At 59.8% G+C, this 26,350-nt stretch carries 22 protein-coding genes and 2 pseudogenes; 10 read left to right on the top strand and 14 right to left on the bottom strand.

Features of this window, described 5'->3' with window-relative positions:
• Nucleotides 1-90: 90 nt before the first annotated feature.
• The 3 genes from J0X25_RS37765 to J0X25_RS37755 form a co-directional block, all read right to left on the bottom strand.
• The gene (locus tag J0X25_RS37765) at nucleotides 91-1,257 is read right to left on the bottom strand and encodes an acyl-CoA dehydrogenase family protein (RefSeq protein WP_226777185.1); all 1,167 of its coding nucleotides are present in this window, start codon (nucleotides 1,255-1,257) and stop codon (nucleotides 91-93) included.
• A 167-nt stretch (nucleotides 1,258-1,424) separates the two neighbouring features.
• Nucleotides 1,425-2,465 (bottom strand): MBL fold metallo-hydrolase, encoded by a 1,041-nt coding sequence (locus tag J0X25_RS37760; protein ID WP_226777184.1) that lies wholly within the window; start codon nucleotides 2,463-2,465, stop codon nucleotides 1,425-1,427.
• A 231-nt stretch (nucleotides 2,466-2,696) separates the two neighbouring features.
• Nucleotides 2,697-3,923, bottom strand: a complete 1,227-nt coding sequence (locus J0X25_RS37755) for an acyl-CoA dehydrogenase family protein (RefSeq protein WP_226777183.1) — start codon at nucleotides 3,921-3,923, stop codon at nucleotides 2,697-2,699.
• Nucleotides 3,924-4,080: 157 nt separating this feature from the next.
• Between J0X25_RS37755 and J0X25_RS37750 the strand changes: the two genes are divergently transcribed.
• From J0X25_RS37750 to J0X25_RS37740, 3 genes are all read left to right on the top strand, one after another.
• Entirely contained in the window at nucleotides 4,081-4,872 is a 792-nt protein-coding gene (locus tag J0X25_RS37750) for an enoyl-CoA hydratase/isomerase family protein (protein WP_226777182.1), read from the top strand.
• Nucleotides 4,873-4,942: 70 nt separating this feature from the next.
• Entirely contained in the window at nucleotides 4,943-6,118 is a 1,176-nt protein-coding gene (locus J0X25_RS37745) for a CaiB/BaiF CoA transferase family protein (RefSeq protein WP_226777181.1), read from the top strand.
• A 79-nt stretch (nucleotides 6,119-6,197) separates the two neighbouring features.
• Complete coding sequence (locus J0X25_RS37740) at nucleotides 6,198-7,007, top strand: enoyl-CoA hydratase/isomerase family protein (RefSeq protein ID WP_226777180.1); 810 nt, start codon at nucleotides 6,198-6,200, stop codon at nucleotides 7,005-7,007.
• Between the two features lie 71 nt (nucleotides 7,008-7,078).
• On the opposite strand, the gene J0X25_RS37735 is transcribed toward J0X25_RS37740, so the two are convergent.
• Both J0X25_RS37735 and J0X25_RS37730 read right to left on the bottom strand, forming a co-directional pair.
• Nucleotides 7,079-7,954: an enoyl-CoA hydratase-related protein gene (locus J0X25_RS37735; protein WP_226777179.1), complete on the bottom strand. Its 876-nt coding sequence runs from the start codon at nucleotides 7,952-7,954 to the stop codon at nucleotides 7,079-7,081.
• A 147-nt stretch (nucleotides 7,955-8,101) separates the two neighbouring features.
• Nucleotides 8,102-8,887 (bottom strand): annotated as a pseudogene (locus J0X25_RS37730) (SDR family NAD(P)-dependent oxidoreductase).
• Nucleotides 8,888-9,090: 203 nt separating this feature from the next.
• Here J0X25_RS37730 and J0X25_RS37725 point away from each other — a divergent pair.
• The 3 genes from J0X25_RS37725 to J0X25_RS37715 all read left to right on the top strand — a co-directional run bounded on the left by J0X25_RS37725 (nucleotide 9,091) and on the right by J0X25_RS37715 (nucleotide 12,039).
• The gene (locus J0X25_RS37725; RefSeq protein ID WP_226777177.1) at nucleotides 9,091-9,891 is read left to right on the top strand and encodes an enoyl-CoA hydratase/isomerase family protein; all 801 of its coding nucleotides are present in this window, start codon (nucleotides 9,091-9,093) and stop codon (nucleotides 9,889-9,891) included.
• A gap of 94 nt (nucleotides 9,892-9,985) precedes the next feature.
• The gene (locus J0X25_RS37720; protein ID WP_226777175.1) at nucleotides 9,986-10,231 is read left to right on the top strand and encodes a DUF7979 domain-containing protein; all 246 of its coding nucleotides are present in this window, start codon (nucleotides 9,986-9,988) and stop codon (nucleotides 10,229-10,231) included.
• A gap of 278 nt (nucleotides 10,232-10,509) precedes the next feature.
• A complete protein-coding gene (locus J0X25_RS37715; protein WP_226777173.1) occupies nucleotides 10,510-12,039 on the top strand; it encodes a class I adenylate-forming enzyme family protein in 1,530 nt (509 codons plus the stop codon).
• Nucleotides 12,040-12,280: 241 nt separating this feature from the next.
• On the opposite strand, the gene J0X25_RS37710 is transcribed toward J0X25_RS37715, so the two are convergent.
• From J0X25_RS37710 to J0X25_RS37700, 3 genes are all read right to left on the bottom strand, one after another.
• Entirely contained in the window at nucleotides 12,281-13,156 is an 876-nt protein-coding gene (locus tag J0X25_RS37710; RefSeq protein WP_226777171.1) for a 3-hydroxyacyl-CoA dehydrogenase family protein, read from the bottom strand.
• Between the two features lie 102 nt (nucleotides 13,157-13,258).
• On the bottom strand, nucleotides 13,259-13,633 hold the full coding sequence (locus J0X25_RS37705; RefSeq protein ID WP_226777169.1) for a Zn-ribbon domain-containing OB-fold protein: 375 nt from the start codon (nucleotides 13,631-13,633) through the stop codon (nucleotides 13,259-13,261).
• Nucleotides 13,630-14,796: a thiolase domain-containing protein gene (locus tag J0X25_RS37700; RefSeq protein WP_226777168.1), complete on the bottom strand. Its 1,167-nt coding sequence runs from the start codon at nucleotides 14,794-14,796 to the stop codon at nucleotides 13,630-13,632. Before J0X25_RS37700 ends, J0X25_RS37705 begins: the two co-directional genes overlap by 4 nt.
• A gap of 170 nt (nucleotides 14,797-14,966) precedes the next feature.
• Here J0X25_RS37700 and J0X25_RS37695 point away from each other — a divergent pair, with 170 nt between their 5' ends.
• The 3 genes from J0X25_RS37695 (at nucleotide 14,967) to J0X25_RS37685 (ending at nucleotide 17,912) form a co-directional block, all read left to right on the top strand.
• Nucleotides 14,967-16,190, top strand: coding sequence for an acyl-CoA dehydrogenase family protein (locus J0X25_RS37695; protein WP_226777166.1), 1,224 nt, complete (start codon nucleotides 14,967-14,969; stop codon nucleotides 16,188-16,190).
• A 90-nt stretch (nucleotides 16,191-16,280) separates the two neighbouring features.
• Nucleotides 16,281-17,279: a TIGR04024 family LLM class F420-dependent oxidoreductase gene (locus tag J0X25_RS37690; protein WP_226777164.1), complete on the top strand. Its 999-nt coding sequence runs from the start codon at nucleotides 16,281-16,283 to the stop codon at nucleotides 17,277-17,279.
• A gap of 147 nt (nucleotides 17,280-17,426) precedes the next feature.
• On the top strand, nucleotides 17,427-17,912 hold the full coding sequence (locus tag J0X25_RS37685; protein ID WP_226777162.1) for an Lrp/AsnC family transcriptional regulator: 486 nt from the start codon (nucleotides 17,427-17,429) through the stop codon (nucleotides 17,910-17,912).
• A 33-nt stretch (nucleotides 17,913-17,945) separates the two neighbouring features.
• On the opposite strand, the gene J0X25_RS37680 is transcribed toward J0X25_RS37685, so the two are convergent.
• From J0X25_RS37680 to J0X25_RS37670, 3 genes are all read right to left on the bottom strand, one after another.
• Nucleotides 17,946-19,793 carry an archaea-specific SMC-related protein gene (locus J0X25_RS37680; RefSeq protein WP_226777160.1) on the bottom strand — a complete coding sequence of 616 codons (1,848 nt, stop codon included), beginning with the start codon at nucleotides 19,791-19,793 and terminating at the stop codon, nucleotides 17,946-17,948.
• A gap of 2 nt (nucleotides 19,794-19,795) precedes the next feature.
• Nucleotides 19,796-20,380: a rod-determining factor RdfA gene (rdfA, locus tag J0X25_RS37675; protein ID WP_345778485.1), complete on the bottom strand. Its 585-nt coding sequence runs from the start codon at nucleotides 20,378-20,380 to the stop codon at nucleotides 19,796-19,798.
• Between the two features lie 240 nt (nucleotides 20,381-20,620).
• Nucleotides 20,621-22,279, bottom strand: a complete 1,659-nt coding sequence (locus J0X25_RS37670) for a class I adenylate-forming enzyme family protein (RefSeq protein WP_226777158.1) — start codon at nucleotides 22,277-22,279, stop codon at nucleotides 20,621-20,623.
• Between the two features lie 195 nt (nucleotides 22,280-22,474).
• Here J0X25_RS37670 and J0X25_RS37665 point away from each other — a divergent pair, with 195 nt between their 5' ends.
• Nucleotides 22,475-23,446 carry a quinone oxidoreductase family protein gene (locus J0X25_RS37665; RefSeq protein WP_226777301.1) on the top strand — a complete coding sequence of 324 codons (972 nt, stop codon included), beginning with the start codon at nucleotides 22,475-22,477 and terminating at the stop codon, nucleotides 23,444-23,446.
• Between the two features lie 163 nt (nucleotides 23,447-23,609).
• Here J0X25_RS37665 and J0X25_RS37660 read toward each other — a convergent pair.
• The 3 genes and pseudogenes from J0X25_RS37660 to J0X25_RS37650 all read right to left on the bottom strand — a co-directional run.
• Nucleotides 23,610-23,990: pseudogene (locus J0X25_RS37660) on the bottom strand (PaaI family thioesterase); the annotation flags it as partial.
• 240 nt (nucleotides 23,991-24,230) lie between these two features.
• Nucleotides 24,231-24,737 (bottom strand): DUF7970 domain-containing protein, encoded by a 507-nt coding sequence (locus J0X25_RS37655; RefSeq protein ID WP_226777156.1) that lies wholly within the window; start codon nucleotides 24,735-24,737, stop codon nucleotides 24,231-24,233.
• Complete coding sequence (locus J0X25_RS37650) at nucleotides 24,734-25,624, bottom strand: ParA family protein (protein ID WP_226777155.1); 891 nt, start codon at nucleotides 25,622-25,624, stop codon at nucleotides 24,734-24,736. Before J0X25_RS37650 ends, J0X25_RS37655 begins: the two co-directional genes overlap by 4 nt.
• Nucleotides 25,625-26,350 lie beyond the last annotated feature (726 nt).

The following is a 26,350-nucleotide window of genomic DNA, read 5'->3' as shown; positions in this document are numbered from 1 at the left end:
ACGTAATATGATATCTGGTATAGCTTTTTCGACTGTCAGGAAATCGCGAGTGTCACGGTGGTTCGTCAGCAGCGAACGCTCTCCGATCGGCTAGTACGAACGAGGGAGGCCGAGGTGGTGTTCCGCGATGTAGTTTTTCGCCATCTCGTTCGAAACGGGAACGGTCTCCGTCACGCGCGCGTTCTGCCAGAGCTCGTATACCTCGTATTCCTTCGTGAACCCGTTGCCACCGTGAGTCTGGATCGCTCTCGACGCGGCCTCGGTACTGAACTGGCTGGTGAGGAGTTTGGCCGCGTTCGTCTCCATCCCGCAGTCCTCGTCGCGATCCCACTTCGCGGCGGCCTCGTAAGTGATCTGGCGTGCAGCGAGGAGTTTTGCGTAGCTCTCGGCGAGCGGATGCTGGATCGACTGGTGGGCTCCGATCGGCTGTCCGAACACGTCGTGATCGTTAGCGTACTCGACCGCGAGGTCGACGGCCCGGAGTCCGTCGCCGAGGGCGCTCGCCGCACCGGCGATTCGCTCGGTGTTGAGCGTATCGAACATGAGCCTGAATCCCTCGTCTTCGGTGCCGAGGACGTCGTCCTCGTGGACGCGCAACCCGTCGATGTTGACCTGGTACTGGTGCTCGAACCACGGCACCGCGGTATCGAGCGTCGATAGTGAGATTGCCTCCTGATCGGCCGGGTCGGAGACGAGGAAGAGCGTCCCGCCGTGGGTCGGGTCTGCAGGGTCCAACGGCGAAGTGCGCGCGACGAGTAGCATCTCGTCCGCGTTCTCGACGCTACTGATGAACGTTTTCTCGCCGTCAATCACGAACTCGTCGCCGTCGCGTTCGGCCGTCGTCTCTATCGAAAGCGTGTTCGTTCCTGCGTTCGGTTCGGTCAGTCCCATACAGAAGCGACAGTTTCCGTTTACGATCGCTGGGAGGAACTCCCGCTTCTGGGCCTCCGTCCCGTGTCGCTGAATGCTAATGCCGTCGAACACGGGCGTAAGAATGAAAATAATCCCGCCCTGCCCGCCGGCCCTCGAGAGTTCCTCGATGACGATTGTCATCTCCTGCATTCCCATCCCTTCACCGCCGTACTCCTCGTCAATCGCGACGCCGAGCCAGCCGTTGTCCGCGAGGTCCTGCCAGTATGACTCAGGGAAGCGTTTCTCGTCGACGTGTTCGCGCCAGTAGTCGGCGTCGTAATCAGCGGCAAGTTCGCTGACCGAACTCCTGATCAGGTCGTGGACTTCCGTCTCGGAACCGGGCATATCTTATCTTTCCCACAAGACATCATAAAATGACATCCCCATTCGGGACTTATGGCTCGCGAAGTTCCGAACGAACGTCCCGAACCGCCCGATAGGGCGACTGCGGTAGCGTCGAGTCGGTACGGCCTCCCGGGCAGTCGACTGTGTTCGAAGTTGTCTCGAACCGTTCAGTTTCGCTCATAGAATCGAACCCCGTCCTCGAGTACGCTCCGAACGTCACCTCGATCCTCGAGGTATCCGACGAGTCCGACGGTTTCCGCGAATATTCGACTGATTCCGCGTTTCGTACCCGCCCTCTCCGATGCGATCTGAAAGGCCGTCGCTCGGTCCGATTCGATCCGCTCGAGGCACCGATCGAGTTTGGACTCCAGATCTGCGATAGATCGGTCGAGACACTCCTGGTACCGATCATGTACCGGACCGTGACCTGGGAATACTCGCTCGAACTGATACGTCTTGAGGCGCTCTAGCGTCGCCCGAAACGTTCGGACACTGTCTTCGACACCGTCGTCGAAGTTGACGAGCAGCGCCGGCGCACGGAACGGTTCCATCGCCATATCGCCCGAAAAAACGACCCGCTCACCGTCGAGAGTCGTCCCAAAGCAGAAGTGACTGATGTGGTGTCCCGGCGAATAGATCGGTTCGACTTCGCGTGTACCGACGGTAAATGGCTCATCGTCGATCCAGACGTCGACCGCGTCCGCTGGAAGCGACTCGCGTACCGTGCGTCGAGCTGAAAGCAAGCGTTCGCTGGCGGAATCGAGGTATTCGGGCTCGAGGCCAGCCTCGAGCAGGTTCGTTCGCGTCTGCTCGGCGACCGTTTCCATATCCCGCTCGTATCGATCCCGAATCTGTCGGGGCGCGTAGACAGTCGGCGACCCGGCCTCGACCAGCGTCGGCGTCTGGCCGACGTGATCCGCGTGACCGTGCGTGAGCACCACGTGTTCGATGTCCGACGGATCGTACCCGTGGTCGCCCAGTTCAGCGCGTAACTCTTCGGCGCCGCGCTCGCCGGGCGTCCCCGCGTCGACGAGAATCGGCTCGTCACCCGGGATCACGTACGCCGCCGCGTGACCCGGCGGCCAGTCGACGGAAAACTCCAACTGGTGAACTCTCACGTCGCGAGTAGTAGTGGTCCGATCTGATCTGCTCATGGAGATAGATACGATGACCCACGATGGATAAGTTTCGATTAGCGGCAAAGCCATCCCGTAGAAACGCTGCTGGACAGTGAGAGGGTCTCGCTACCGTATCGTGGCGCTAATAGCGGCTCGACGAGCATTCCGATACCGGTTCGAGAATCCCAAAATAACGCGGGACATCGCTGGTCGCTGACGAACGTTCCGCCCGAAGGGTGGCGATCGATCCCGATCCGTGACGATCATATCGTCGATCGTCCGGCCCAGCAGGCTTTCGAGTGCCTCGTTCCTCGTCCCGAACTACGTTTTCACGCCGTACTGTTTCGCGATCGTGTTGAGCTGGATCTCGTCGGTTCCCTCAACGATTCGCTGGATACGAGCGCGGTGGAGGCGGTCCATGAACGGATTCTCCTCAGCGAGGCCGTTGGCGCCGTGAATCTGGACGACATCGTCGGCGATCTCCCAGAAGGCGTTGGTGGCGAACCACTTGAGAATCGACGACTCGGCGATCGCAGCCTCGCCCTGATCAAGCAGCCACGCGCACTTGAGGCCGACGGCGTCGGCCGCCATCGCGTTTGCTCGGCCGCGAGCGATTTTGTGCGAAATCGCTTGATACTGGCCGATCTGATCGCCGAACGCCTCTCGTTCGTTCGCATACTCGGTAGCAGTATCGAGCAGTGACTCCGCGTGGCCGACCGCCGTCGCGCCAATTTCGACGCGACCGAGTCCGAGGAACGACATCGCGTCGTAGAACGCGTTATCGACGCTCCCGAGGACACGGTCCTCCGGGAGTCGGACGTCGTTGAAGTGGACTTCCGCCTGCATGCCGGTCGCACCGACGGCGTTGTTCAGGGACCCGATCTCGTACTCGTCGGACTCGACGATGAAACACGTGATCCCGCCGTGTCTGCCGGCCTCCTCCTGCGGCGAGGTCCGCGCGAACACCTGGATGAAGTCCGCGTACGGGGCGTTCGTGATCCACTGTTTCGTGCCGTTTAGCACCCACTCGTCCCCGTCCTTCTCGGCTCGCGTTTCCATGTTCGGCGAGTCCGAACCCACGCCCGGCTCTGTCTGTCCGAATGCAGTCGTCTTCTCCCCTCGCATCGCCGGCTCGAGGTATCGTTCGACTTGCGAGCCTTCCGCCTGCGCGAGCAGCGGCTTCGGCCCCTCCGGACCGGCAAGTACGTCCGACGCCAGCGGCACGTCCTTCGTCGCGAGATGCTTATTCGCCCGGTACCACGTCACGGCCGACACGTCTTCGCCGCCGACCGTTTCGGGCATGTTCATCGCATAGAATCCGGCCTCCGCACTCTTCCGTCGTACTTCGCGTTTCGCCTCGAGCACTTCATCGGTCAGGCGACCGTTCGGTTCGTGTCCGAGTCGAGGGTTCGTGAGTGTCTCGCCGAGTTCGTCTGCGAGCGGCTTTACTTCCTGCTCGACGAACTCGTCGAGACTCTGTAGGATGAGATCCGTTTCGTCGTCAGTCCCGAACGAAACGCCGGGACTAGTCTCCGCTGATCGTGCCATGCGTACACAGACCATTATCCGAATATACATATAAATCCCGTCATTGGTATGAGGATTCTGTCACGATCCGTCGGCGGTAGAGCGGTCGCCAGCGATCGAACGGTTCCTCGCGCGACCGTCGGAAAACCTATTTGTTCGCCCATTGACGGGCACATGTATGCAAGAGACGTTCGACACGACGAGAGTCGAGTTCGACGAAGAGACCGGTATCGGCCGCCTCACGTTGAATCGGCCCGATTCGCTCAACGCTCTCAGCGGCCAACTCCAGACGGACATCATCGACGGACTCCGGCTGCTCGAGGCCGAAAACGACGACCGAAACGGGATCGCACTGAGAGCGGTCATCGTCGAGGGTGCGGAGGGGAACTTCTGTGCCGGCGCCGACATCACCGAGTTCAGCGAGACGGAACCCGGCGCCAGTTCTGACCCCGAACACTACGAATTCATTATGGATTTCCCGGTACCGGTCATCGCAAAGATCCGTGGCTACTGTCTCGGCGGCGGCCTCGAGACGGCGATGGCCTGCGACTTCCGGTTCGCAGCCGAGGACGCTCGGTTCGGCCTTCCCGAAGTCGATCTTGGGATCATTCCCGGCGCGGGCGGGGTCCAATTCATCAGTCGACTCGCCAACCCGGCCGCAGCGAAAGAAATTGCAATGACCGGCGAGCACATCGGTGCCGACCGCGCGCGTAACCTGGGAATCGTCAATCGGGTCCCCGACGACCTCGACGAGGCGACCCAACGCTTCGCGGAAACGATCGCGTCGAAACCACCGCTCGCGATCCAGGCAATCAAGGAGTCCGCGAACGTCGCCACGCAGACCGGCCTACGAGAGGGACGACAGTACGACCGGCGTCTGTTCGAACCGTTGCTAGACACGGAAGATCACGAAGAAGGAGCGAGGGCGTTCGCCGAAGACGATTACGAACCGGAGTTCTCGGGTCGGTAGCGCTCCACGCTCGATGCCGAAGTAGTCGATCGAGCGATATTTTGAAGGCGCAGGATAGCGACGAAGAGATATGCGACTCGATGGCATCAGCGTACTCGACCTCACTCGATTGCTCCCTGGACCGTACGCGACGCAGTTACTCGCCGACTCGGGTGCCGACGTAGTGAAGGTAGAAGACACCGGCGCAGGTGATTACGCTCGACACGAGGAGCCCCGCTCCGACCGCGACGTCGGTGCGCTCTTCGAGATGGTAAACAGGGGCAAGCGAAGCGTCTCGCTCAACCTCAAAACCGACGACGGGACGGACGCGTTCTACCGGCTCGTCGAGACGGCCGACGTCGTCATCGAGGGGTTCCGACCCGGTGTCGTCGACCGCCTCGGGATCGATTACGAGACGCTTAGAGAGCACAACGACGACCTCGTCTACTGCTCGCTCACGGGGTACGGTCAAGAGGGTCCGTGGTCGGATCGCGCGGGCCACGACCTCAACTACGTCGCTCTGGGTGGATTGCTCGATATGACTCGCGAATCGCCGACGACCAAACCACAGATGCCGGGGTATCCGATCGGGGACATGGCCGGCGGACTGTTCACCGCGTTCGCCGTCACCGAAGCGCTTCTCTCGCGTGAACTGGGGAATACCGGCGGCGAGTACATCGACATCGCAATGACCGACGTGATCGCCTCGTTCTCTCAGTCGGTCGCCTACCAGGCGCTGACGGGGGATCCCGCCGAGCCGCGTCCGGGACAGACCGCGCTCACCGGCGGGCTGCCGTGGTACGATAGCTACGAGACGGCCGACGAGCAGTGGGTGACCGTCGCAGCTCTCGAGCCGAAGTTCTGGCGGACCTTCTGCGAAACCGTCGACATGGAACACCTCATTGATGCACACGGCGACACCGATCCCAGCGCGCTCGAGGACGTCACCGCAGAGCTCGAGGAACTGTTCCAGACGCGGACGCGAGACGAGTGGGAGGAGATGTTCGACGGCGTCGACGCGGCGGTCGCCGGGGTCTACAGCCCGGCGGAAGCGGTCGATCACCCACAGATAACGGCCCGGGACCTCGTCGAGCGGCCCGACAACGGGCCGCCGCGGATCGGATTCCCCGCGCATTCGAGCGAACCGCCGGAGACGACCGACGAACGGGTCCCGGGTCAGGGAGAACACACCGCCGACTATCTCGCGGCTGTCGGATACACCGACGATGAAATCGAGTCGCTCCGCGAATCCGGCGCCGCGAAGTGAGTGCTGAGCTCCGCCGGTCGCGAATCGATCAGTCAGAGCTGGGCAATACAATTAAGGGCGATCTCATTGACACCTTGGTATGAGAGAAGTTGGCACTGGTCACGTGCTCGTGGATGTTGACGGTCACCGCGCCGATATCGTCCTGAACCGTCCGGACAAGCGAAACGCGATGAACGAGGACGTCCTTTCTGATCTGAAGCGCGCGTTCGAGGACGTCGATGCAAAGGAGAGCGTCCGCGCAATCGCGTTGCTCGGAAAGGGTCCCGTTTTCTGTGCGGGGATGGATCTCGAGATGATGCGAGATCGTGGCGAACAGGCCGGACACGGAGAGGGTACCAGCGGTACGCGCGCTGGCAACCTCCTCGGGGAGGTCGTCGAGGCCATCGATACTGCGCGCGTTCCGACCGTCGTCGGTATTAAGCGCGCCGCGCCCGCCGGTGCGTTCGAGCTGTCGCTCCCAGCGGACTTTCGAATTATTTCCGAGGACGCGAACTACGGCGTCATCGAGGTCCAGCTCGGCACCTTCCCCCACGGCGGCGCGACCCAGCGGCTACCCCGCATGATCGGTCTAGCGAAGGCCAAAGAGCTCGTCCTGAGCGGGGAGTTTATCGATCCCGTCGAGGCCGAGCGGATCGGTCTCGTCAACGATGTCTGCGAGGCGGACGCGGTCGACGATCGTGCTCGCGAGTTAGCCGATAACCTCGCCGAGAACGCACCGCTGGGGATGGAACGTGCGCGAACAGCGCTCAACGCTGCCCTCGAGATGCCGCTCGACGAAGGACTGGCCTACGAGCGATCCCTCGGCGCGCAACTCGACGGGACCCACGACTACACGGAGGGATTCACGGCGCGCCTCGAGGGGCGCGAACCGGAGTTCGAAGGCCGATAGGAGTGCCGCTTGAGTGACGGCCGACGGTGACGGTTCTTCGAACGGTACTACCACCTAGCCTCAGTCGATTGTCAGTCGATATCGAAGGGGGCATCCCGCTGTCGGATCCACTCACCGAACCCTTCCTCGGCGAGAACCTCGTTCATCTCCTCGTGCCACTCGGTCCACTCACGGCTGAGATGGGCGATCTGGTGGACCATGAAGTGGTACTTCCAGGCGTCTCGCAGTCCCATCTGGCTCTCCATGAAGTTGAACGACCGCTTGGACAGCTGGAGGGTGAACGGCGGCATGCGGGCGATCTTTGTTGCCAACGTCATCGTCTCGTCCGCTAACTGTTCTCCCGGAACGGCCCTGTTCACCATCCCGAGGTCCACCGCTTCGTCGCTGGATATCTCCTCGCCCGTCCAGAGGAATTCCTTTCCTCGCCTGAATCCCATCTCCCACGGCTCTAACAACAACTCAACGCCGCAACCGCAGAACCGCATCACAGGGTTCTGGAACACGGCGTCCTCGCTGGCGACCGCGAGGTCGCAGGCGGTCATTAGCATCAGGCCGGCACCCCCGCAGTAGCCGTGTATCTGCGCGATGGTTGGGACCGACAACTCCTTTATATTGATACACTTCTCGAAGTACATCTCTTCCTCGTGGGGGATCTGCCCGTCGGCGATAAACTCGGTAACATTACCGTCGGGAATCTCCGGAATTGCGTCCTCTTCCTCCAGATACTCGAGGTCGTCCCCGGCCAGTTCGTGTCCCGTCGAGAAGTCGGGGCCGTTCCCGGATAAGACGATGACTCGGGTTTCGTCGTCCCCATCGTACTCCTGGGTCGCGTCGTCCAGTTCCTCGATGAGTTCGAAGTTCTGTGCGTTTCGCGACTCGGGACGGTCCAGAGCGATCTCTACGATACCTTCACCGTGCTCGGTAACCTCTAGCGTTTCCCAGCCCATGGCCAATTCATCCCGACGAGGTGTGATAAGTATTCCCCAGAGACCGACCAATGCGGTCTCCCGTCTACGCCCGACTCGAGACGGCTTACCCAGACCGCGTTCCCGCCCGGCCGACACCCGCGATCACGGAAGATGGAAGAGACGGTCTCAGAACGAGAAGAGGTCGATACCGCCGGTCACACCAACGATCTGTCCGGTTACGTATCCGGCCTGCTCTGAGCTGAGATATGCGACCATGTTCGCGACGTCCTCCTCGCTGCCGAGGTGTCGCATCGGCGTCGCTTCGGCGATCCGCGCGTAGTACTCGTCGACGTTCTCGCGGAGTTCGTCGGGCGTCATCTCCGACTACTGATCGACGACGATGTTCGGGGCGATGACGTTCGACGTGACGCCGGACTGAGCGCCCTCGAGGGCCATCGTTCGTCCGACCCCGATCATCGCCGCTTTCGTCGCCGAGTACGAGAGTTGGCCGAACCCGCCGTACCAGCCCGCCATCGACGACATATTGATGACGCGACCCCAACCGCGTTCGCACATCCGCGGGAACACCTCTTTGCTGATATTGTACGTCCCGGTGAGGTTGATCTCGACGTCTCGGTCCCAGGTCCCGTCGTCGTAGTCATCGATACGCGAGCGCGCGTCGACCATTGCGGCGTTGTTGACGAGAATGTCTATCCCGCCGAACTCGTCTCGGACAGTCTCCATCGACTCCCGCACGTCTGCTCGATCCGTCAGGTCACACCGTATAGCCATCGCGTCCCCACCGTTGCCCGTCTCGTTGATCTCGTTGGCGACGCTGGATGCGCCGTCCTCATCGACGTCGAGGACGACGACATCGGCACCCTCGTTCGCGAGCGTTCGGCAGTCTTCGCTTCCGATCCGTCCGGCGCCGCCGGTAACGACGGCGGTCCTGTCACTGATACCTAGATCCATTGCAATATGTGTGTATTTGCCAACCACAATAATGGTTGGTATTCGGGAAAGAGGACATTCACAATCGCGTGACTGATGCAAGCCTGACGACCCTCGTGACGGTCGTCTCGAGTCCGTCTTCGATGGGGCAACCGTCGCGCTCACCGGTTCGGCTGCTGGTACCGAACAGGAGAATTATACCGTTGGACTGTATGCATGGTATCATGGCACGAGCGCTACCGGAGTGTGAAAACTTCGTCCTCGAACGAGACGACGGCATCGTCTCCATCACGATCGATAGCACGACGAAATTCAACTCGCTCAACGTGACGATGGGCGACGAACTGCTCGAATTAGCGGCGTTTCTCAACGCCGACGACGACGTTCGATGTGCCGTTATGACGGGGTCGGACGGCGTGTTCTGTGCCGGCGCCGATGTTGAGAGCTTTCACGAGGAGGGCCACGGATCGGAGTCGGTCCGACGTCAAGCGTCGATCCTCCACGACGCGATCATCCAGTTCCACCAGGCGAACGTCCCACTAATCACCGGCGTCAACGGCGTCGCGACCGGCGCCGGTCTCGGGATCGCACTGCTTGGCGATCTCGTTCTCATCAGCGACGAGGCCCGGTTCGAATACGGGTATCCGCGCATCGGACTGCCGGGCGACGGCGGCGCGACGTTCCACCTTCCGCGGCTCGTCGGCCTCCGAAAGGCAAAGGACATCGCCCTGCTCGACAGACCGATCTCGGCGGACGAGGCCGTCGAGTGGGGACTTGCGACCGAATCGGTTCGCGACGGCGAATTTGATGAACGACTCGACGAACTGACTCGTGAATTAGCGTCCGGGCCGACGCAGGCCTACGGAGCCGCGAAGCAACTCCTCACGCGGAGTTTCGATCGATCGCTCGAGGAGCAACTCGCCGCGGAGACGGACGCGATCGCGAGGGGGGCGGACACTGACGACCATTCCGAGGGTGTCGCGGCGTTCGTAGAGAAGCGCGAACCGGAGTTCGAGGGTCACTGAGACGGAGTCGGCCGACAGGCTCGAGAGCTCGAACGCGTTTTTCCGCCGAGGAAATATACAAACGCTCTGAGCACACAGTGTGTAATCGAGTACCATGACAGAGCGAATCACCGTCTCGCAGGTAGATCGGGTTCCGGCGGACGCGAGGATACACCATTACGACGAACTCCCCGAGCGTGCGAAAAACCACCTGCCTCGACTGGTCAAAGCCGACGCGTCGAACGTTACCGCTTCTGAACGACTCGCTGCCGTGTTCGAGGAGTACGACCACGTCAAGTTCACCGACTACTATCGAATTACGGTCGGGGAAGAGTCGCCGACATCTCCGGATTTTCGCTGACGGCCCCCTTGGCTCTCGGTTCCGAGCGATCCGATCGATTGTTTCCGTTACGAAACCGTTCGCTGCCGTCAGCGCCGACGTTATCGCCCCGTGGTAACTTGTATCACGCACCACACGGGTTTGATTTCACATATTCCGCAGCGTCGCCGCCCAAATGATAACACCCTTAGTCCGTTATTTGCTGATGTGTCGTTTTGATTCCAAATGGCGTAATTGGAATTGTACAGCAACTATCGGCCGTGAAAAATACTATAACGCGACTCACGTGAGCAATACGCATGGAAGGGTTGACTCTCGGTGATCTCGCTGAGACGAATGCGCGCAAGTATCCGAGCGATGACTGCCTCGTTTCGCTCGTCGACGGGGCTCGAGAACGGATCACGTTCCGCGAATTCGACGAACAGGTGAATCAGATCGCTCAAGTGCTTGCCGACCGCGGCGTCTCGGAAGGTGATCGAGTTGGGGTCTACATGCAAAACCATCCGGAGACGATTCAGTCGTACTACGCAGCGATGAAGCTCGGCGCTCTGCCGGTACCGATCAATCATCGGTTCAAAGACGACGAAGTGGGATACGTTCTCCGAGACAGCAACGCATCGTTCTGTCTCTTCGATAGCGACGCGAGAGAAACGATCTCGTCCATCGCGGCGCAAGACGAAACGGAGATCGACGACTACCTCTACCTCGGCGCAGACGTCCCCGACTTCGCCGAGGGATTCCACGATGCTCGTAATGGTGTTTCCACCGATCGAATCGATGTGGTTCCAAATCGCCTCGACGCCGCCGCCCTCATGTACACGAGCGGAACGACTGGGAAGCCAAAAGGCTGCGTCCTCACCCACGATAACATCATCCAGAATTCCGTAAACACGGTGTATAGCTGTCAGTTCGATGAGAACAAGGACCGATTCCTCGTCGTCACACCGCTGTTTCATATCGCCGCGTTCGCGCTGTTCAACAACACCTTCTACTGCGGTTCGACGACGTATCTGATAAACGATTTCGATCCGGTTCGCGTGATGGAGGTCATCGATGCCGAGGAGATTACCGGGTCCTTTTTCGTTCCGATGATGAGTCGTGCGCTTCTCAACGTGGACGGCTTCGAGGACTACGACATCGACTCGTTCGAGCACTACATGACCGGCGCCGCCCCGTCCGGTGAGGAACTCAAAGCGGAGCTCATCGAGTCGTTCGACGCGAACCTCTACGAGGTGTTCGGACAGACTGAAACGTCACCGGTCACCTGCCTGCTTGATCCGGAAAATGCCCTCGAAAAACCGGATAGCATCGGCAAACCGATCGTCAACGTTGCCGTCAAAATCGTCGGCGATAACGGTGAGGAAGTCGAACCCGGCGAGATCGGCCGAATCGCGTATCGAGGGCCGACCGTCTTCGAGAAGTACCTCGGGATGCCGGAAAAGACCGAGGAAGTGTTCGACGACGACGGGTACTTCGTGTCCTCGGACCTCGTTCGTCGAGACGAAGACGGATTCCTCTATTTCGTCGGTCGATACGACGATATGATCATCTCCGGTGGCGAGAACATCCACCCCGCCGAGATTGAGGAAGTCCTGCACGAACACGAGCGCATTTCGGAAGCAGCCGTCGTGGGCGTTCCCGACGAGGAGTGGACTGAACGGGTGAAAGCGGCCATCGTCCTCCGCGACGGAGCGTCGATGACCGCCGAGGAGGTTGCGGAGTACGTCGGCGATCGCATCGCCGACTTCAAGAAACCTCGCGAGATCGAGTTCCGGGACGAACTGCCGCGCAATCCGACCGGAAAGATCGTCAAAGAGAATCTGAAGTGATCCGTCTACGCCGCTCGATCTTGAGTATCGTGGTCAGCGCTGTCGCTGACAATCCCTTCTAAACCCCTCATTCACAGCGGTACAACATGGAAGTCTGCTCCTTGAAGAGCCAGAAGAGGAGTCCGACGCTCCACGGTGTTAGCCGTGGGGTGACGACCAAATACGGCCGCACTCGTTCTTGGCACGTCCTCTCCTGTATCCGCGAGAAGAAACGAAGGCGATAGGCCGCCGATCAGTCCGCTTAATCCTCGCCGCTTACACCGACAATCTCGCCGTCCTCCCAGACGTAGAATCCCTCGCCGGTCTTCCGGCCGAGTTTCCCGGCCCGGAGCTTGCGTTTCAGTAACTGAGGCGGTTTGAACCGTTCACCCAGTTCTTCGCGGAGATACTCCATCACTTCGACGTTGACATCAATACCAGTGTGGTCAACGAGTTCGATTGGTCCCATCGGGAGATTGTATCCCAGTCGCATCGTCTCGTCGATGTCCTCGATGCTTGCCACCCCCTCCTGAGCCATTTGGATCGCCTCGAGGCTGAACATCGCGCCGAGGCGAGACGACGCGAACCCAGGTACGTCGTTGACAGTCGTCGGTGTCTTCTCAATGCTCTCGACGTAGTGATCAGCGAACTCCTTCGTGTCGTCGCTCGTCTGCTCCGCGACGACGATTTCCACTAGCGGCATGATGTGGGCCGGGTTGAAGAAGTGAAGTCCAATACAGCGGGACGAATCCTCGAGAACGCTCGCGATTTCCGTCACCGACAGCGACGACGTGTTCGTCGCCAAAATCGCATCGTCGGGAGCGAACTCCTCGACGTCCTCGAACACGTCCTGCTTGATATCGAGCTGTTCAGGCACCGCTTCGATGACGAGATCGGCCTCCTCGACGGCCGCCTCAAGCGAGACCGTTCCGGTGAGTCGCTCGATCGCATCCTCTTTCTGGGCCGGCGTGATCTTCTCACGCTCGATGCCTTCCTCGAGGTTCATCTCGATCTGCTCGAGGCCCTCGTCGACGAGTTCCTGTTCGACGTCGCGAACGATAACTGAGTGTCCACCGAGAGCGCTTACATGGGCGATGCCGTGGCCCATGGCTCCGGCTCCCAGGACTGCAATATTCATGCTAGGTCAACCCTCACCACTACCATCTGGACCCTCCGTAATATAATTACTGACGGCAGGGACGCTCGACGGTCGAAACGGACGGCCGCAGTACCCGGACGGTTAGCCGAACACCGGCGCTGGCGCATCGTCGGCCTCGAGCGTTCCCTGAAGACGTACCTCGTCACCGATCTCCGCCGTCCCGTCGATCCGAGCCATCACACGTGCGGTATCCAGTTCGATGATTGCCACCTGATAGGTGTCGTCGGTGAACTGTCGCGGCGGGACGGTGATCGTGGTCTCCGAATACACCGTCCCCGTTGTCGGCAGTTCAACCGCCTCGAGATCGCGGGATCCGCAGCGGGCACAGGCGGCTTTCGGCGCGCCGGTCGCGTGACCGCAATCGGTGCACTCCTGTCCGATGAGAGCTCCCTCTCGAAGCGCTCGCTTCCAGGACTCGTACGTGAGTTCGCCGTCGACCAGTTCGCCACCGCTCATGCTCTCGCCTCCATGACCGTCACAAGGGTCGTTCCGGCGTCGCCGCCGAGGTTGTGTGCGAGTCCCGTCTCCGCGTCGGCGATCTGTCGGTCGCCGGCTTCTCCTCGGAGCTGCGTCGTTAGTTCGACGATCTGTGCGGTTCCAGTCGCGCCGATCGGATGGCCTTTTGCCTTGAGCCCGCCGCTGGGATTGATCGGTTTCTCGCCGTCGAGGGCCGTTCGACCGGCTTCGGCAGCGGGACCGCCCTCACCGTCGTCGAAGAAGCCGAGCGCTTCCGTCGCGAGTACCTCCGCCCCGGTGAAACAGTCGTGAACTTCGGCGAAGTCGACGTCGTCGGGAGTTCGGCCGGCCTGCTCGTACGCGGACGCCGCCGCGTCGCGAGCCGGTTGTGTCGCCGTCAGCGAGACTTTGTCGGCAGCCGGGACGGTACCCGTGGCGTGACCGATCCCGGTCACGTCGACCGGCGAATCGAACGAGTCGGCGGCCTCGGGGCTGGCGAGCAGGACTGCGCTCGCCCCGTCCGAGAACGGGCAGCAGTCCATCAGCCGGAACGGATCCGCGATGAGTGGTGACTCCAGCACTTCCTCGACAGTCGTCTCCTTGCCGAAGTGGGCATGAGGATTGTGCCGTCCGTTCGCGTGATTTTTCACAGCGACGCTGGCGAGTTGCTCCTCTGTCGTCCCGTACTCGTGCATGTGCCGCTTCGTGAGCAGGGCGAACACGCCGGGAAACGTGATTCCCGACGGTTGTTCGTACTGTCTGTCCGACGCGCTGGCGAAGATCTCGGTCATTCGCGGTGTATCGAGTCCCGTCGCCGGTGTACACCGCTCGACTCCGCCGACGAGGACAACGTCGTGGACACCGTTCTCTACTGCCCGAACCGCGTGCTTCAATGCGTTCGAGGACGTCGCACAAGCGTCCTCGAAGCGCTGTGCGGGAACGCCGGAGATACCGACGTGCGTCGCTAACTTTGGTGCGAGGTGTGTCTCGTTTTCGGTCATTCCACCAAGTGTATTCCCGAGGTAGAACGCGTCGACGATATCGTTCGTCGTTCCTGCGTCGTCTAGCGCCTCGAGCGCTGCCTCGGCGAACAGTTCTGCAAGCGTTCGTTCGTGAGGACCGAATGTGGTCATTCCGGCACCTACGACACTCGCTCGTGTCATCGACTTCGCAGTGCGTTACCTGAGCGTATAAATCCCACCCCCGATTGCCTCCGGCGGCAGCTCCACGGTCGGATCGATGTCGAAGTTGTTGGTCGTAGTCTCGGCACTGGACACCGTTCGGCAGTCACCCGAAGCTATTTGACCGGTACGGTCCGTTTGATACCTACTGCATGAGTACGCCTTCTACCGAGAGCGGAGTCGCTTTCGATACCGACGACGAAACGCAGTTGATCCTCGAGAGTCTCGATCAGTTCATCGAACAGGAAGTCGAACCGCTCGAAGCGGAGCACGACGATATCCTCGCGAACCCGAGAGCCGGTCACGAAGAGAACGGCTATCTCACAGACGACTATCTCGAACTCATCGAGACGGTCCGAAAGAAGTCCGCTGATGCGGGCTTCTACGCGATGAACATGCCAGAAGACGTCGGCGGCTCAGATGTGTCATTCGTGACGTGGTATCGAGCGATCACGCACGTCTTCTCTAAAGGGCGCGGACTGAACCGACACGTACTGGCTGGGCCCGAAGGACCGAAGCCGCTGCTGTTGCTGGCGGACGACGAACAGCGATCCGAGTACGTCGAACCCGCCGTGAGGGGGGAGAAATCTACGGCGTTCGCACAGACCGAACCGGTGGCGGGGTCGGACTCACCTGCGATGCAAACGACGGCAGTGCGAGACGGTGACGAGTGGGTGCTAAACGGCACCAAACAGTGGATCACGAACGCTCCGTACGCCGATTTCGCGCAAGTGTTCGCGAGAACGTCCTCCCGAGAAGAGGCCGGACGGTACGGCGGAATCACGTGTTTTCTCGTCGAATCGGACGAATGGGAGCTCGGGTCGCTCAATAACACCCCCGCAGAGGTCGGTCAACAGGCCGAGCTCCGGTTCGATGATGTCCGACTGCCAGACGATCGAGTCCTCGGCGAGGTCGGGACCGCATTCTACGAGGCGATGGACTTCCTCTCGGTCGGCCGGCTCGAACTCGGCGCACAGGCTGTCGGTCTCGCGGAGTACGTATTGGATCGATCCACCGAATACGCGCGCGAACGCGAAGCGTTCGGTCAGGAGATCGGGAGCTTTCAGCAGATCTCTTCGAAGGTCGCTCGTGGACGCGCAAAGCAGTACGCGGCCGACTCTGCAGGGCTTCGATGCGCGTGGAAGATGGATAGGGATGACTCGGTCGTCGAGGACGTCTCGATCTTCAACTGGTTTGCGACGCAGACCTACTGGGACGCCGCGGATTCGGCCGTCCAGATCCACGGTGGCAACGGCCTCAGTGAGGACTACGGCTTCATGGACCACCTCAACTACGCGCGGCTTCTTCGCATCGTCGAGGGAACCGACGAACTTCAGCTCAACACGATCGCCAAGCAGAACGGACTGTTGCAGTGAGAACGAATCCTCGCCGTCCCCTCACCTGGCCATGATACCCATGTGAGACGGTAGCGTAATTTTATTGCCGATGAACGCTTCGTGACGCACATGACCGAGAGGGACGTCTTTCTTCCGGTCGGTGCACAGCCCACGCTCGATGACCTCGTCGACCAAGCCGTCACCGCGGAGGAGTTGGGATACGACCGTGCCTGGTTCCCGGAGAGCTGGGGGCGAGACGCCGTCACGGCGATGGCGACCGCCGCCGAGCGGACCGACGAGATCGGGATCGGAACGAGCATCGCCAACATCTACTCCAGATCACCGGCCCTGCTCGGTCAGACGGCCGCAACGCTCCAGGAGGCCAGCAACGGTCGCTTCCGTCTCGGCGTCGGTCCCAGCGGTCCGATCGTCATCGAGAACTGGCACGGGATAGAGTTCGGAAATCCGCTACGCCGCACCCGAGAAACGGTCGAAATCGTCCGACAGGTGCTCTCCGGCGAAACGGTCTCGTATGACGGCGAGTATTTCGACCTCGACGGCTTCCGACTGCGTTGCGATCCGCCCGACCCGGCTCCACCGATCGACGCGGCGGGTCTCGGGCCGAAAGCCGTCGAACTCGCCGGCCGCTTCGCCGACGGCTGGCACGCCGTCAACTACACTCGAGACGGACTCACCGAACGACTCGAGGATCTTCGCCGGGGTGCCGAACTCGGCGATAGGACCCTCGACGATCTTCGCGTCACACTCTCTGTGGGCTGTTGTGCCCTCGAGGACGGCGATCGGGCTCGCGAGCTCGTCGCCCAACATATCGCCTTCTACCTCGGTGGAATGGGAACGTTCTACCGCGACAACCTCGCGCGGCAAGGATACGAGGACCTTGCTCACGAGATCTATGATACGTGGCAGGACGGCGATAGAGAGCGCGCAACGACGCTCGTTCGGGAGGAACTACGCGACCAGATGGGGGCTGCGGGGACGCCCGAAGCGGCGCGCGATCAGCTGGAAGAATTCGTCGATCTCGACGGGGTGGATGCTATCAACGTGTCCTTCCCGCGAGGTGCCGGACCGACGGAGATTCGAGAAACGATGGCTGCTGTAGCGCCATAAGTATCCGTCGTAGCAAACGATTCTTCGGCACCATATTTGAACTTACTAGGTGTTTATTCGATTATCGGTTCACAAGAACTGCTCGAGAACCATATCGGACAGTGATTATCTAGCGATTTTAAGAGGTGCCAGGAATAGTACTCGACCATGGCGGACCACTCCGACGATGACGTCCTCGAAATAGACGAAATCGATCGACGGATCCTCGAGATCCTCGCGAACGATCCACGGAGTCCGTACGCTGATATCGCGGACAAGTTGGGCGAGTACGACATCGAACTCAGCAGCGAGGGCGTCCGCCGACGCGTGACGTCGCTGCTCGAGAACATGACGAGTTTCTTCTTACCGCGCCCGGAGCGTAACAGTTGGGAAATCGTCCTCGTAACGGTCGAAACGGCCAACGAACCGCAGTCGAAGCGAACCGTCTTCGAGGCAATGTCGAACATGGACTTCTGGTTCGTCGCTGAAGGGTTCGGAACCGTCGATCTATACGGAATCGCTACCGCACGATCGAACGCGGAGATCGACGACTTACTCGTCCAAATGCGGGCGCTGGAGTCCGTAACCGAAATCGACTACTTCATCGAAACCGATCGCGCGGTGAATATCAGAAACTACCTTCCAGTTTACTGAATTCTCTGACTACTGGGGTATTCTCGGATCGCGTCAGTTCCGGACGGGAGATTCGAACAGTACCGTATCGAACGCAGTATCGACGGCGTACTCCGGATGGACCGTCGCGACCAGATAGTCGGTTTCGTCGGCGAAGTAATCGACCAGTCGGCGAGTCCGCTCCGCGTCGAACGCACCCAGCGAGTCGAGGACGAGGACTGGCGTCACGTCGTCGACGTCGTAGGTGACAAACCCGGCCAGTGCGAGAACGAGACCGATCATCTCCCGCTCGCTCTCGGCGAGGTTGTCGATCGTATCCGAACGAACCTGGCCGTCGACCTCCCGAGCGATCACAAGTTCGAACTCGCCGTCGAGCCAGACACGTTCGATCCGCTCGAACTCAAGCGCGTCCAGCAACTCGTCCATCGTCTCGTTGAACACCGTTCGTAGTTCGTCCTCGAGGTTTTCGATCCGATCCGTTAACGAGGTGATCTCGTCGGAGAGTCGTTCGACCTCCTCGCGTTTCCGCTGCAGGTCCGTACGCGTCTCACGGAGTGACTCGCAGGCGTCCTCGAGTCGTTCGATCTCTCGGCGGAGCGTCTGTATTTCGACCCGCGTCTCCTCAATCTCGTCGGTGAGGTCCGACCGTTCGGCGTGCTGGTCGGCTGCCCGTTCGCCGATTTCATCGTCGAGTTCGCCGAGGCGGTCCCGTAGGGACTGCCGCCGATCCCGATGCTCCTCAAGGGAGTCACGACGGCTCTCTAACTTCTGCTCGACGTCCCGTTTCTCCTCCTCGAGTCGCTGAATTTCGTTCTTGGACTGTCGAACCTGCTCGATTCGCTCGGTGATTTCATCGATTTCGGGCTCGCGTTCTCGCTTCTTCCGTTTGTCCGCTTCGACGAGTTCGGTCACCTCTTCGATCGACTCCTCAAGATCATCGACCGGCGCCGACCGGCCGCACGTCCAGCAGGTCACCTCGTCGCCCATTAGCCCCGAGTCGCGGCCGACTACGCCCGTGAACTCGGAGTTAAGCATCTCGCGGTTCGCCGTAAGGACTGACTGAAGCACGTCGAGGCGTTTCGTCACGTCATCGAGTTCCGACCGGAGAGATTCCCGCTCCTGTTTGAGGGACTCGATGTCGGTCCCTTCAACGGCGTCGCGTGCTTCATCCAGGTCGGCTTCGACTTCCTCGCGTCGGTGCTCAAGCCGATCGATGGCGTCTTCTAACTGTTCGATCTGGGATTCGCACTCGGCTTCGTCGGACCGCAGATCGGCCCGTTCCTCGCGCAGTTCCTGCAGTGCATCGTCGGTGTCAGTCGTCTCCTGTCGATCGTAGAGATCCTCGAGCGTCGACTCGAGTTCGTCGAGTCGGTCGCGCTTCTCCGCGAGTTCCCGCTCTCTGTCCTCGAGCCGCTCGCCGACGTCTCCAGCCGATTCGATCTCTGCGGTGAGCTCTCGCTTTCGGTCCATCTTCGCCGATCGCTCCCGCTCGAGGACTTCGATGTCCATCGGCTCTTTCAGGAGCGACTCGACGTCCTCGTTGCGGGCCACGGTGCTCCTGAGCGAGTTCGTCTCCAGCAGCCCTGCGAAGCGCTCGAGGAGCGTAACGTCATCGGGGTTCGTGATCCACGCTTCGCCGCTTGTCTCGATACCGGCGTCGGTTCGACGCGCGACCCGCTCGACGCGTTTCTCGTCAGACGAAAGCACTGCACGGGCTTCATCCGCGCCGCTTCGAATCGGAACCGACCTGCTCCCGAGGGCGAAGAGGAGACCCTTGAGGAACGAGCTCTTGTTCGCTGCGTTCGGTCCCTGAATGAACGTCGGACCCTCAGAGATCGTGATCTCTTTTCGCTCGATGCCACCGATGTTTTCCAGTTCGAGGTGAAGTGTTCGATCAGTCATAGTTAGTCATCGCATTGACAAACGTATTCGCGTCGGATCGCTCTCTCGGCGGGGACGCGAGAGTGACAGTTTTCGCATTCGAGTTCAATGTCGACAGAAACGTTCACGTCGCCGCCGGCGGTCAATCGGCCCTTATTACGGATCGATCGAACCGCCTCTTCGATCTTCTTGGCTGCGTGGTTTCGAGAGATTTCGATTGCGTCTTGTTCCCACTCCCCGCTCGGGAGATCAACGTCTGACTCAAGGCACTCTTTGAGGTGAGTTCGAATGACGCCGTAGGAAACGAAGTCGTCGCGCAACTGTTCGATCGGAATCCCGGCATTCGCCAATTCCGTCGCGACCTCCTCGGCGATCGCCTCGTCGGATTGCAGTCGCTCGTACTTGGACTCAGCTTCGTCACCGAGAGTCGAAATCCCTGCACGGTCCATCTCACGGCGTAACATGAGCGTGTTGAACCACTCCGCAAGTTGCCGATACCCCTTTCGCTGGGATGAGTCAGCCTGCCACTGCTCGAGCAACCGCTCCTCGTACCGCTCCATTCCGTATTCATCTAATACTCGGCAAACTTTACACCCGTACTCGCTCATCGGTCGTATTTTGCCGCCTGTTCTAAATAAGAACGGCGATTCGAACCCGCACAATAAACGGTAGTATACCGAAGTGCAATCGCTACCGCGACATCGTCTCGCGCTTGTATACTGGCGGACCATCGGTCTCTCGCGACCGTCGCTCGGATTTTTCGTCGCTCCCGCACGAGATGGTATCAGTTTCAGTTTCGGACCCACTGTGTCGATATCGTTCCGATTCCGTCGAGATCGATCGGCCTATCAATCGTCGACCGCTGCGGTACGAAGCCGCTCCCGGAGTTTCGTCTTGACGATTTTCCCGACGGGGTTCCGGGGGATCTCCTCCACGACTTCCAACCGTTCGGGGCGCTTATAAACGGCGATGTCGTCGCCCATATACTCCGTAATGTCTTTGAGCGCGAGCTCTTCGGCCGGCTTCGGAACGGCGAAGACCGCGACGCGCTCCCCAAGGTCATCGTGCGGTTCGCCGACGACGGCCGCATCCGCGACCTTCGGGTATTCAATGACGATGTTCTCCACTTCCTTCGCGCTGATGGTGAATCCACCCCGGATAATAACGTCTTTCTTCCGGTCAAAGAAGCTCATGTATCCGTCCTCTTCGACTCGAAAGAGGTCTCCGGTGAAGAAGTACCCGTCCTCGTCGAACGCGTCCGCGGTGAGCTCGGGTTGGTTGTAGTAGCCCGCCATGAGTCCCGGTCCCCGGAACGCCACCTCACCGACTTCGCCCGGTTCGGTGACCTCGTCACCGCTCTCCGGATCGACGATTCGAACGTTGACGGTGTCGATCCGTGGGTCGTCGATACCCCAATCGATGTCCGCTGTGAACCGTGGGAAATCCGTCGCGCGGCGCTCTATCGGTGTCGTCTTCGGGCCGCTGATCGCAGACGTCCCCTCGTTTTGCCCCCAGATATTGATGATCTCGATCCCCCAGCGCTCGTCGAACTCCCGCATTGCCCACTCCGAGGGGGCGGCCGACCCCGTCGTGATCGTATCGACGTCGCTCAGATCGAACTCGTCAACATCAGGGTGTTTGAGCAACTGATTCAGCATCGTCGGAACCAGGATGGTAAACGTGACGTCCTCCGCCTGCATCTGCTCGACCATCAACCCGAGATCAATGGGATGGTGGAGCACGAGCGTTCCGCGAGTGAGGAGCCACGGCACGTAGTTGACGCCGAGCGCCGTCATGTTGACCAGCGGCGCCGCACAAAGGACCACGTCCCCGTCTTCCATATCGCAGAGCAGCGGCGTCGGGTTCGACTGCCAGTTGTTGTGCGTCATCGGGCACGCCTTCGGATCCGCGGTCGTGCCCGACGTCCACTGAACGTTAAACACCTCGTTGGCACCGATCTCGACCGTATCAAGCACGGAGGTGTCCGGATCGCCGTCCGCAAAATCACGGATCTCTGACAGCGAGACGATCCGCTCGAGCGTATCAGATTCGTCCGCGAACGCCGTTGCCATCTCGACGTAGTCGAACCCATCGAAGTTTTGCGGTCCGACGTACATGACGGCCTCGGTCGTCTCGACCACGTGTTCGAGTTCGTGCCGCCGCCACTGAATCGGCATCGGTGACGTGATGGCTCCCGCTCGAGCGACCGCTAGATACAGCACGGCAAGTTCCCATGTGTTCGGCGACTGTACGACGACGAAGTCGTCCTTGCCGAGACCGCGCTCGCGAAGCGATGCCCCGACTGCGTCTACGGCGGAAGAGAGTTCCGCATACGTGAGTCGTTCCGGCTCTCGGTCAACCAACGCCTGCGTGTTCGGCGGCTCCACGACTGCCGTCCGTTCGGGATGCCGATCGGCGGTCTCCGCGAATCGCTCGAGCAGCGTTTCGTCTCCCCAGACGCCTGCCTCCTCGTATTCCGCAATCCGGTCTTGATCGTGTAACTCCATATACATCGTCGGGTGACAACATATACCATGATAGATGTTTCGCCGAGAGCACGTGTCGCGGTCGATCTCTCGGGAACGCTTCCGATCGAGTCGTCTGTCGCGGAGATCGGGGATTCGAAACGAGTGCCGGGCCCTCCGCTCAAGCGATGCTCGTTATCGGCGGCATTAATGGTGGTCGCCGGCAAAGGAGCGAGCATGGAAGTCATCGAGGTCCCGGAACACGGGGAGAGTGACGTGCTCGAATTGACCGACCGATCCGTCCCCGAACCGGGTCCCGGCGAGGTCAGAATCGACGTCGAAGCAGCGGGGGTCAACTTCGCGGACATCATGCAGCGTCGCGGCACGTATCCCGGCGGTCCTGAACCACCGTACGTCCCTGGCGCGGAGGCTGCAGGATCGATCGATGCGGTCGGTGACGGGGTCGATTTCGACGAGGGCGATCGGGTCGTCGCGATGCTCGGAGGCGGCGGCTACGCCGAGTACGTCGTCTCGGATACCCAGTTACTCTTTCCGGTTCCCGACGGAATGAGCTTCGCGGAAGCGGCCGGCTTCCCCGTGCAGTTTCTCACGGCTCACGCCTGTCTCTTCGAATGGGGCGGGCTCGAGGACGACGAGTCAGTATTGATTCAGGCGGCCGCAGGCGGTGTCGGGATGGCCGCTGTCCAGCTCGCATCCCACGCTGGCGCAACGGTGTTTGGAACCGCGAGCACTGCGGAGAAACTGGAGCTCGCCGCCGACCTCGGCTGTGAGTATCCGATCGACTATACCGAGACGGACTTTCGTGATGTCGTGGCTGAAGAAACAGGCGGTGACGGGGTCGAGCTCGTCCTGGAAAGCGTCGGCGACGACGTCTTCGAGCGCAGTATCGACGCGCTCGCCCACTTCGGTCGCCTCGTTACCTACGGTGTCGCCAGCGGGACGCCGGCAGCCGTCGAGAATAAACGGTTACTCTTCGAAAATAAGAGCGTCATTGGCTTCCACCTCGGTCAGGCCGCCGCTCGCGATCCCGACCGAATCACGGCGGCCGTCCCCGACCTCACGGAGGCCCTTTCGAGCGGAGACCTCGAGGTGATCGTCGGCAAGTCGTTCGAACTCGAGGATGACGCCGAAGCGCATCAGTACATCGAGGACCGCAAAAGTACGGGGAAAGTCGTACTGACCCCCTAGAGTACGCGGGTCCAGTCAGCCGCGAAGGCGCCGAACGGCGTCAAGACGGGCGGCAATGAACCGGTTTCCGTCCGTGGTGGGCACAGTGTCCCGTTCACTGATCGCTCCGGCCGTCCAGCCAGGGATTTTGACTGCTCTCACTGGCGTCCTCGGACGGCGAACGACCGACCTTGTATATGCCTCGAGCCGTCGCCACGTGCGTTTCGGCGGCGTCGTAAACGTCGACATCGACCGAGGCGACCTGTCCACCCCGTCGAACGACGGTCGCGGTCGCCCGGAGATCACTGCGAGCGAGCGCAAGATAGTCGATTCGCATATCGATCGTCGGACAGACATCTTCGACGAGCGAGATAATCGCCATTCCGCCGACATGGTCCGCCAGCGCATAGGTCACTCCGCCATGGGCGATGTCCGCGTGCTCGCTCGAAGAGAGGTCGTCCCGAAGGGAAAGTTGCGCCTCAGCGTGACCATTCGTTGCTTCCACCAATTCGATTCCGAGCAACTCAGCGAACGGGTTCGAGTCCGTGATCGAGAACGGATCCATAATTGACGCTACCACTCCAACAGCGAAAAGCCTCTGGGCTATTGAATGGGTGATGTTGCATATATCATAATGCAGTTTATGGCATTGATGCTGGGAAACCTGTTTCTAAACCCATACCTGAGAGAAGTGTAAAACGTCTCTGTCTGCCTTCTGAGTTTCAATAAATAAGTGGATATCTTCGATATTATTAGTAGCGATCAAAATTGTGGGTGAATACGGATGAGTTTCATCAGAACGGGTTCACTCGTTTCCAGACTGGCGTCGTTCCTCGAGTACGAGTTCGGCGATGCGTTCCGGTTGTTCGGTAGCGAGACGAAGGACTGCATCGTGAATTTCACGTTTCTCCTCGTCAATGATCGAGGCTTCGGCGAGTTTCGGAATGATGGTCGTCCGGATCTGGTTCTCGAATGCCCGTACCGTCTCGGTCCGAGCATAGAACGGTTTCTGTTGGACCTCGCTGTACTCGAATGCCGGTCCCGTTTCTCCAGGCGATGGCGGCTCAGCGGCGGCAGGTGACGACGACTCAACGCCGAGTTCGTCAGGAGAATTCTGGTCGACCATAGGTTCCTGGGTCGATTCCCCGCTTGGATTTGAGGAGGAAGACTCTGCTGTCGTCGATTCGTCGACAGGTTGTTCCGAATTTCGGTCTTGCTCCGATTCAGTCGTCGCTGTGGATTCAGGAGTCTCCGTTTCGTCTTCGGACGTCTCCGTTTCGTCTTCCTTGAGATCGTCGAACGGATTACTCATCGCTCGATCCCTCCAGCAGCGACGATCTCGGCGAGCTCCTCGTAGTAGGCAATTTGGTCGTTTTCCGGAGCATAATCCTGGAGTGGTTGATTGTGTTGTAGCGATCGCGACAGCGCTGATCGGTGACGGATTCCTGGCTTTGGCGGCTTCATCTCACCGGCGTCGATCGCATCGAACTCTTCAGCCGTGATCCGAGCGAAATTCGGCACCGCCTCCTGCAACGGCTGTCCGGGATTGACCTCGTAGGTGGCCGTATTCAGATTCTCGAGGAGTTCCCGGTCCTCAGTCTGCTGATCGATCCGATCGGAGAGCTTATTCGGAACGACAGCGAGGACATCGACGTCGATGTATTCCCGTGCCGGTTCGATCAGCCGTTCCATCGTTCGCTTGTAGCCGCCGATCGCGCTAGAACCCGGTTCGATCGGGATCATAACGTTCCCTGTGGCGACGAGGGCGTTGTTGTTGAGCATGCCAGGGTACGCCGGGCAATCGAAGACGATGTACTCGTACTCTTCACCGAGTAGTGGGTCAACAATCTTCGATTTGATTCGCGCCGAACCCTGCATTGCGCCTGCGAGGTCCTTCTCGACGTCTTCAAGGGTGTTCGACGATGGGAGCAGATCGAATCCGTAATCGGTCGATTGGATCAAGTCGTGTGGTGTCGCCTCCCCCTCGAGTATGACGTCCCCGAGATTGATGTCTCCCTGATACGCTGCTTCGAAGCCGAGGCCATTCGTCGCGTGACCGTTCGGGTCGAGGTCAGCGTAGAGGGTCTGGCCGTGCTCTGCGAGCTGGCGCGCGATATTCATCGAAGTCGTTGATTTGCCGACGCCGCCTTTCAGGATGACCACGCTTACGGCGCGTGGCTCGGTCGTTGTGTCGCTCATTGTCGTATGCACCCGACTCAATCGAATCGGAATAGGGACCTATTGTTCCGATAGTTCCAATCTCAGCCGGTGAAAAACACATTTCACCCCGTTACCTTAATTCTACCTACTGGAAATGGAATAGGTTGAGTAGATAGAATAGGAACAATAGGTGCAATAAGTCGAATAGGTAGGGTAGCTAAGGTAGATGAGGCACCTATTGTTGGTAGTTCACCCAGCACAACTACCCGTAGCGCTGCATCTACCGAAGGCAGTCCACAGAAGGCCCCTATCTCATCACCACATTCTGTTGTTCCTATCTTGCCATAGCTACCTATTGGACGTGTGGCGCCTATCCCAGCGCCACAATTGCAACTATTCTAGCGATTGTACTAAATGTCCCTATCACACCTATTGTGTCTGATCCACCTATTGCAACTATTCCATCCAATACCCCGGTACTTCTTAGACAATCCCGTGAACGCTCGAACAAGGGTAGCAACAAAAGCGAGATAGGCGTGATCGACAATCCATGTCTGAGCAAATGAGAATCGATTCCAATATGGAAGAGATAAGATGCTAATGCAATCACAGTTGGGAATCCCGACCTGCAGCGACCCAAAATTCGAAGGTCAATCGAATGTCCCGATAGATCGGACGAGTTTTGATGAATCTGATTGCGCTACTACACTCGATGAAACTAGAGCTGGCAAAAACAAGAGATGGATTCAGAACTCATTGAGGATC

The sequence above is a fragment of the Haloterrigena alkaliphila genome (assembly GCF_017352155.2).
Taxonomy (GTDB): domain Archaea; phylum Halobacteriota; class Halobacteria; order Halobacteriales; family Natrialbaceae; genus Haloterrigena; species Haloterrigena alkaliphila.
This window is presented reverse-complemented; position numbering and strand designations above follow the sequence as displayed.